Below are 7,640 nucleotides of genomic sequence, written 5' to 3' on the forward strand. Positions count from 1 at the left end.
ATGGCATCTCGAACGAGCATCACCAGGGCGATGGCGCCGCTGCCGCTCGCCGCCGTCCTCGTCCTCGCGGCGGGCGCTCCGCCGGCGCAGGCGATCGTCGGCGGCGTCGCGGCGACCTCCATTCAGGGCTACGACGGGTCGTTCCAGCGGCTCGACAGCCCCCGATCCGACGGCCACGTCTGCGGCGCGACGCTGATCGCCCCGCGCTGGGCGATCACCGCCGGCCACTGCGCGCGCTGGGCCCGCGGCGGCGACACCGAGTACCGCAACAGCGGCACCCCGAAGGGCTGGTCGATCCGATTCGGGTCGCGGGACACCCGCCGCGGCGGTCAGGTGGTCGGGGTGCAGCGGTTCGTGGCGCGCTCCGTGGCCCGGCGGCCGCACGCGGACATCGCCCTGCTGCGGCTGTCGCGGGCGGTGCACGTTTCGCCGGCGCGGCTGGCGACGCGTCCGCTGCCGCCGGGGACGCGAGTGCGGATTCAGGGCTGGGGGTTCACCGACCCGGCCGGCGACTCCACGAGCTACGGCGCCTTCCAGGATCCGAGGAGCTATCCGCGAAAGCTGCGCGTCGCCTCGACCCGGATCCGGGCCACGAGGGACTGCGGAACCGTCGCCCGGATCCTCTGCATCGGGGGCAAGCGCGGTCGCCCGGGCCCGGAGAACATGGACTCGGGTGGGCCGGCCTTCGCCCGCCAGCCCGGGCGGGGAACGGTGATCGTCGGCACCGTCGAGGGCGGCGGCAACACCGGCGCTCCCAGCCCGTCGGCGTACGCGCCGATCAGCCTCAATCTGGAGTGGATCCGCTCGTACCTGTCGGGACGCCGGGCGATCCCCCGTGCCCCGGCCTACCGTGGCCCCGACATGCGCGGCGCGGCGAAGATCGGCGGCTGCTCGGCCTCGGTGGTCCGGGCCCGGGGCGCCCGTGCAGGCGATCCCGCGTTGCTGCTGACCAACGGCCACTGCGTGGATCCGCGCCCCAAGTCGGGGACGGCGCTCGCAGACCGGCCGGTTCCGACGCCCGTGCAGCTGCTGGGCCGCGACGGCACGCCGATCGCGCGGTCGCTGACCGATCGGCTGCTGTACGCGACGATGACCGGCACCGACGTGGCGCTCTACCGCCTGACCGACAGCTACCAGCGGCTCGAGCAGACCGGGGTCCGGGTTCTGACCCTCGCGTCGCGGGGCCCGAAGCCCGGCGACCGGGTCAGCCTCCTCACCCACCAGGAGCTGAAGCGCTGCCGCATCGACATCATCGTGCCGACCCTGCGCGAGGCCGGCTACGAGCAGCAGAACGCGCTGCGGTACGTCGCGGGCGACGGCTGCCGGTCCCAGAGAGGCGACTCCGGCGCGCCGCTGATCGACGACGGCAGCGGCCAGGTCGTCGCGATCAACAACACCCACAACAGCGGCGAGCGCGACCCGACCCCCGAGGAGATCGAGGCGGGCGACTTCGAGCCGAAGCCCGGCGTGCCTTGCGCGGAGGGGAACCCCTGCGAGGTCGGCCCCGACGGCCGGATCGTCAACCTCGTCGGCCGCTCCTACGGCCAGCAGGCCGCCGGCCTGGCCGCCTGCATCGCCCCCGGATCGCGACTGCGGCTCGATCGCCCCGGTTGCACCGTCACCAAGCCCGGCCGCCGGTAGAGGCCCTGGCACCGTCGCTCCGGAGCGCTTGCTGCTCCGGGGCGACGCCCGTTTCGTCGCGTGCCCCCGCCGGTCGGGGAGCGCCTCGGTCAAGGAGTCGGGAACGTGACGCCGTCCCACCACAGGAGCACGAACAGCGCTGCGGCGACGCCGAGCGCGATCGTGATCGCCGCGACGGGAAGGAGCCAGCGCGGGGCTCGTTTCGGCGGCACGCGCTCGGCGTCCGCCCGCACCGCCGAGCGCCGTGCCACGCGCCAGTGGGCGTGCGTGGTCGCTGCCTGCTCGCCGCCGCGGCCGGGATCGGCCGGGATCTCGACGAGCACCCGCAGCCCGCCCGCCGGCCGTGGCTCGAGCGTCAGGCGGCCGCGGTGGACGGCGACGATCCGCGCGACCAGCGCCAGCCCCAGGCCATGACCGCGAGGCGCGCCGCCGGACCCGGCCGTCCGACCGGCCCCGCGCAGGTAGGGCTCGGTGAACCGGGCGACCCGCTCGGGATCGAGCCGGTCGCCGTCGTTCTGCAGCTCGATCCGCGCGCCTCGCTCGTCGCCGTCGACGCGTAGCGACAGCTCGCCGCCGGGACGGTTGTACCGGACCCCGTTCTGCAGCAGGTTCACGAGCAGCTGCCGCAGCAGCGTCGGATCGCCGGCGACCGTCGTGGGAGCGCTCGCCACGTCGATCTCGATCCCTCGCTCGGCGGCCTCGTCGCCGACGGTCGAGGCGGCCTGCTGGACGACGTCGGCGACGTCGATCGGCTCGTGCCTGGTCGTCAGCTCGTTGACGTCCGCCAGGCGCAGCAGCGCCTCCGTCAGGCCGATGGCGCGGTCGGTGGTCTGTGACAACCGTTCGAGCGCCTGCCGGTCGGCGGCGCCGCCCGGGTCGGCGAGGGCCACGTCGAGGATCGTCCGCGACACGGTCAGCGGCGTGCGCAGCTCATGCGCGGCGTTGGCCGAGAATCGCTCCTGGGCGGCGAACGCGTCGCCCAGGCGATCGAGCATCAGGTCGAAGCCGTCGGCGACCTCGGCGAACTCGTCGCGTCGCCCCTGCAGCCGCACTCGGTGGTCGAGGTCGCCGGCGGCGACGATCCGGGCCGCCCGGTGCAGCTCGTCGAGCGGGCGCAGGACCCGGCCCGCCAGCCACCAGCCGCCGGCCAGGCCGATCGCCAGCAACGTCGCGAGCACGTAGAGCGACGACCGGACGACCGCCGCGAGGATCTCGCCGCGGGTGGCCGGGTCGTTCGTCTGCGACGGGTCCGCCGGCATCAGCGGGTAGTCCGGGACGTACCGCAGGACGACGTAGACGCCGACCAGCGTGCCCATGCCCGCGATCAGCAGAAAGGCCGCGTAGCTGAGCGTCAGCCGCCAGCGCGCGCTCGTTCGGTACGGGGCCGCTCGCGCGTCAGCCATCGCCGTCGTCCGCGACGGCCAGACGGTAGCCGACGCCGGTCACCGTCTCGATCGGATCGGGCGGGCCGAGCGCCTTGCGCAGCGTCGACACCGTCACCCGCGGCGCGGTCGTGAACGGGTCGACGTTCTCGTCCCAGACCTTCTGCAGCAGCTCCTCGGCGCTGACGACGCCTCCGGCGGCGCGCGCCAGCAGCTCGAGCACCGCGAACTGCTTGCGGGTCAGCCGCAGCAGCCGGCCGTCGCGGAACGCCTCGCGCCGGAAGCTGTCGATCCGCAGGTCGCCGACCTCGAGCACCGGTGGCGCCGTGGCCGCGGGGCGTCGCGCCAGCGCGTGCAGCCGTGCGACGAGCTCCTCGAAGGCGAAGGGCTTGGCCAAGTAGTCGTCGGCGCCGAGGCGCAGCCCCTCGACGCGTTGGTCGACCCGCGCGGCCGCGGTCAGCATCAGGACGCGCACGCCCGGGTGCCGCTCGGCGACCGTGCGGGCGACCTCGTCGCCGTGCACCTGCGGCAGGTCGCGATCGAGCACGATCGCGTCGTAGTCGACGACGGCCAGCGCCCGCAGCGCCGCGGCACCGTCCAGCGCCACGTCGGCGGCGATCGCGGCGCGCCGCAGGCCGGTCTGGATCGCCTCGGCCAGGAACTCCTCGTCCTCGGCGATCAGCACCCGCATCGGTGTCGCTCCTGGCTGCTCACAGTCGAAGCGAGTCTAGGCGCGCCCGATGTTGCGTCGGCGTGAAGCGCGCAGCGTGCCTTGACGCAACAGCGTGCCGGGTTGAGTGCCGGAGCACGACGTCGTCCCGACCTCGCTCGCCGCTCGTGCACTCCTCCAGATCGCTCTACACCACTCCGATTCGCCGCGTCCGCGGCCTGCCGGCCGTCGCTCTGGTTGCGATCGCCGCGGCCTTCGCCGGCTACACTGGCGCGCGCGGCGTGGTCGACGTGGTGCGCCCGACCGAGTCCGCGGACCGCGGCGCCGTGATCCCCGACGGGAAGTCGATCCCGGCCACCGACGTGGGCCATCCCGCGATCGCGCGGCTCGATCCCGATCTGCGCGCCGCGCTCGCTGCGGCGACGACCGCGGCGAAGCGGGACGGGATCGACCTGCGCGTCACCAGCGGCTGGCGCAGCCGCGCGCACCAGCGCCAGCTCTTGGACGACGCCGTCGCCAGGAACGGGGCCCACCGGGCCCGCCAGCTGGTCGCGACGCCCGACAGGTCAGCCCACGTCCAGGGGCGCGCCGTCGACATCGGCCCGACGGACGCGGCCTACTGGATGCAGGTCAACGGGTCCCGCGTCGGCCTCTGCCAGACCTTCGCCAACGAGGTCTGGCACTACGAGCGCCGGGTCGAGCCGGGCGGCGCGTGCCCGGAGCCCGCCACGGACGCGTCGGAGTGACCGGCCGACGCCGCCACTAGCCGGCGAGCCCGTCGATGCAGAGGTACTTCAGCTCGAGGAAGTCGTCGAGCCCGTGCCGCGATCCCTCGCGGCCGAGGCCGGACTGCTTGACGCCGCCGAAGGGCGCGCCCTCGTACGAGATCAGGCCGGTGTTGACGCCGACGACGCCGTGCTCGAGCGCGCGTCCGACGCGGGCGATGCGGGCCGCGTCGCGGGTGAAGAAGTAGGCCGCCAGCCCCGACTCGGTGGCGTTGGCGAGCGCGACCGCCTCGTCCTCCTCGCGGAAGCGGAAGATCGGCGCGACCGGGCCGAAGGTCTCCTCGTCGGCGATCCGCATCGCGGTCGTCGCGCCGGTGATGACGGTCGGGGGGAAGAACGTGCCGCCGAGCTCGCCCGCGTCGCCGCCGCAGCGGACGGTGCCGCCGTGGGCGACGGCGTCCGCGACGTGATCGCGGACCTTGGCCAGCGCCCGCTCGTCGATCAGCGGTCCCTGCTGCACGTCCGGCTCGAAGCCGTTGCCGACCCGCAGCGCCGCGGCGGCGGCCACGAACCGCTCGACGAACGCGTCGTGGATCCCGTCCTGGACCAGGATCCGGTTGGCGCAGACGCAGGTCTGGCCGGCGTTGCGGAACTTCGAGTCGATCGCGCCCCGCACGGCGCGGTCCAGGTCGGCGTCGTCGAACACGATCAGCGGCGCGTTGCCGCCCAGCTCGAGCGAGAGCTTCTTGACGGTGTCGGCCGAGCGCCGCATCAGCAGCCGGCCGACGGCGGTCGATCCGGTGAAGGTCAGCTTGCGGACCAGCGGGTTGTCGGTCAGCTCGCCGCCGATCGCCTCGGCGTCGCCGGGCACGACGTTGATCACGCCGGCGGGGATCCCCGCGCGCTGCGCCAGCTCGGCGAGGGCCAGCGCGGACAGCGGCGTCGCCGGCGCCGGCTTGACGACGGCGGTGCAGCCCGCGGCCAGCGCCGGCGCGAGCTTGCGGGCGATCATCGCCATCGGGAAGTTCCACGGCGTGATCGCGGCGCAGACGCCGATCGGCTGCTTGATCGCCAGCAGCTCGCGGCCCTCGACGTTGGTCGGGATCAGCTCGCCGTAGGCCCGCTTGCCCTCCTCGGCGTACCACTCGATGAACCCGGCGCCGTAGAGGATCTCGCCGCGGGCCTCGGCCAGCGGCTTGCCCTGCTCGGCGGTGAGGATCGTGGCCAGGTCGTCGGCATGCTCGACCACCAGGTCGAACCAGCGCCGGAGGACCGTGGCCCGGTCCTTCGCCGTCCGCCGCGACCAGGGGCCGAATGCGGCGTGGGCGGCGTCGACGGCCCGCCGGGCGTCGAGCGCGCCGCCGTCGGCGACCGTCGCGATCGCGGTGCCGGTCGCGGGGTCGACGATCGTCGCCCGCGCGCCGCCGGCCGCCGGCGCCCAGGCGCCGTCGACGAGCAGCTCGTCGCGCAGGAGCGCGGCATCGCGCAGGTCGAAGGGGAACGGGAGGGTGGGCATGGGGCGGCGCTCCGGGGTCGGTCTCCGTCCATGCTCGCATATCGTGCAATCAGCCGCTATTCGAGCAATTGGGCTGGACAGCCGCCGAGGGGTCTGCGAACGTACGTCTTCCGCGCAGATGACCGCAATGCGAGCGAACACGTGACCGCCACCTCCCCCGTCGACGCCGACCGGCGCTTCGTCTTCCACCCCTTCAGCAACGCCTACCGCCACGAGCGCGAGGGGGCGACCGCGATGGTCGTCCGTGGTCGCGGAACGCGGCTGGAGGACGCGGACGGCCGCCAGTACCTCGACGCGATGGCCGGGCTCTGGTGCGTCAACGTCGGCTACGGCCGCGAGGAGATCGCCGACGCCCTCCACCGCCAGGCGCTCGAGCTGTCGTACTTCCACGGCTTCTCGTCGATGGCGACCGCCCCGCCCGCGCTGCTGGCCGAGCAGATCATCGCGCGGGCCGGCGGCAGCATGACGAAGGTCTTCTACGGCAACAGCGGGTCGGACGCCAACGACACGCAGCTGAAGATCGTCGCCAGCTACAACAACCGCCGCGGGCGGCCGGAGAAGAAGAAGGTCATCTCCCGGGACCGCGGCTACCACGGCGTCACGATCGCGTCGGCGAGCCTGACCGGGCTGCCGGCGATGCACGCCGAGTTCGACCTGCCGCTGCCGCAGATCCGGCACGTGTCGGCGCCCTACCGGCTGTGGAACGCGGAGCCGGGCGAGGACGACCGGGCCTTCTCCGCCCGCCTGGCCGACGAGCTCGACGCGATGATCCGGGCCGAGGGGCCCGAGACCGTCGCGGCCTTCATCGCCGAGCCGGTCCAGGGCGCCGGCGGCGTGATCGTCCCGCCGGAGGGCTACTTCGAGGCGATCCAGCGGGTCCTGCGCGAGCACGACGTGCTGCTGATCGCCGACGAGGTGATCAGCGGCTTCGGCCGCCTGGGTCACTGGTTCGGCAGCCACCGCTTCGGGCTCGAGCCGGACCTGATCACGATCGCCAAGGGCGTCACCTCGGCCTACGTCCCCCTCTCGGGCACGATCGTCTCGGAGCGGGTCTGGAAGGTCCTGGCCGACGGCCCCGAGGGCGTCTTCCAGCACGGCTACACCTACAGCGCCCACCCGCTCGGCGCCGCCGCCGCGCTGGCCAACCTGCGGCTGGTCGAGGAGGAGGGCCTGATCGAGCGCGCCGAGCGCCAGGGCGAGACCCTGCGCGCGCTGCTGCGCGACGCGTTCGCCGACCACCCGCTGGTCGGCGAGGTCCGCGGCGCCGGCCTGATGGCGGCGGTCGAGTTCGTCGCCGAGCGCGACCCGGCGGTCCGCTTCGACCCGGCGCTGCAGGTCGCGCCGCGGATCGTCCGCGCCAGCCTCGACCGCGGCATCATCACCCGCGCGCTGCCGGCCGCCGACACGATCTCCTTCTCGCCGCCGTTCGTCGTCACCGACGACGAGCTGGCGGACATGGTCGCCGGCACCCGCGCCGCGCTCGACCAGGTCGCCGGCGAGCTGACGCGCGAGCGGGCCTGAGATGCTCGCGGGGTGACGGTGTCCGGGGGCGAGCAGCGCACGCGCCGGCTGGGCCTCGTCGTCAACCCCGTGGCCGGCCTCGGCGGCTCGATCGCCGGCAAGGGCAGCGACGACCCGGCCGTCCAGCGCGAGGCCGAGCGGCGCGGGGTCCCGCGACGCGCGGGCGCGCGGGCGGCGCGCGCGCT

General features: G+C 74.4%; 6 protein-coding genes. 3 read left to right on the forward strand and 3 right to left on the reverse strand.

The window, feature by feature from the left end:
* On the forward strand, positions 1–1,641 hold the full coding sequence (locus PAI11_RS14480) for a S1 family serine peptidase (RefSeq protein WP_040600399.1): 1,641 nt from the start codon (positions 1–3) through the stop codon (positions 1,639–1,641).
* An 89-nt stretch (positions 1,642–1,730) separates the two neighbouring features.
* Here PAI11_RS14480 and PAI11_RS14485 read toward each other — a convergent pair whose 3' ends face one another.
* The gene (locus tag PAI11_RS14485; protein ID WP_007576107.1) at positions 1,731–3,044 is read right to left on the reverse strand and encodes a sensor histidine kinase; all 1,314 of its coding nucleotides are present in this window, start codon (positions 3,042–3,044) and stop codon (positions 1,731–1,733) included.
* On the reverse strand, positions 3,037–3,714 hold the full coding sequence (locus tag PAI11_RS14490) for a response regulator transcription factor (protein ID WP_007576109.1): 678 nt from the start codon (positions 3,712–3,714) through the stop codon (positions 3,037–3,039). Before PAI11_RS14490 ends, PAI11_RS14485 begins: the two co-directional genes overlap by 8 nt.
* A 260-nt stretch (positions 3,715–3,974) precedes the next feature.
* On the opposite strand from PAI11_RS14490, the gene PAI11_RS14495 reads away from it, so the two are divergent.
* Positions 3,975–4,439, forward strand: coding sequence for a M15 family metallopeptidase (locus PAI11_RS14495; protein WP_211656600.1), 465 nt, complete (start codon positions 3,975–3,977; stop codon positions 4,437–4,439).
* Between the two features lie 16 nt (positions 4,440–4,455).
* Here the strand turns inward: PAI11_RS14495 and PAI11_RS14500 are convergent, their stop codons facing one another.
* Complete coding sequence (locus PAI11_RS14500; protein ID WP_007576113.1) at positions 4,456–5,934, reverse strand: NAD-dependent succinate-semialdehyde dehydrogenase; 1,479 nt, start codon at positions 5,932–5,934, stop codon at positions 4,456–4,458.
* 141 nt (positions 5,935–6,075) lie between these two features.
* Between PAI11_RS14500 and PAI11_RS14505 the strand changes: the two genes are divergently transcribed.
* Positions 6,076–7,455 (forward strand): aminotransferase, encoded by a 1,380-nt coding sequence (locus PAI11_RS14505; RefSeq protein ID WP_007576116.1) that lies wholly within the window; start codon positions 6,076–6,078, stop codon positions 7,453–7,455.
* Positions 7,456–7,640: the final 185 nt, after the last annotated feature.

It is taken from the genome of Patulibacter medicamentivorans (assembly GCF_000240225.1).
Classification (GTDB): Bacteria; Actinomycetota; Thermoleophilia; order Solirubrobacterales; family Solirubrobacteraceae; genus Patulibacter; species Patulibacter medicamentivorans.